General features: G+C 41.8%; 1 protein-coding gene. It reads right to left on the bottom strand.

Annotation, left to right across the window (positions count from 1 at the left end; genetic code table 11):
• Positions 1–383, bottom strand: a 383-nt coding sequence (locus ACVCXO_RS00520) for an HYR-like domain-containing protein (RefSeq protein ID WP_452227644.1), incomplete at both ends; no start/stop codon positions are given.

Raw genomic sequence — 383 nt, forward strand, 5'->3', positions numbered from 1 at the left:
GTTGTTCCTTGTGTTGTAATAGGAAGTGATGCATCGTTGGTAACAGCTACCGTTCCACCACAATTATCTGTTGCCGTTGGTGCAGTTAAAGTCGTTACTTCACATTGTGCGGTTACATCTGTCAAAGTTGCAAGATCTGCAACAGGAGCAGTAGTATCTGTAATTATTATGTTTTGTGTTTGTGTGGAAGCATTCAGATTAACATCTGTATATGTCCAAGTTACGACGGTTGTTCCTTGGGCTGAAATAGGAAGGGTTGCATCGTTGGTAACAGTAACTATTCCACCACAATTATCTGTTGCCGTTGGTGGCGTTAAAGTCGTTACTTCACATTGTGCCGTTACATTAGCTAAAGTTGCAAGATCAGCAACAGGAGCAGTAAC

This window comes from Lacinutrix sp. MEBiC02404 (genome assembly GCF_053601575.1).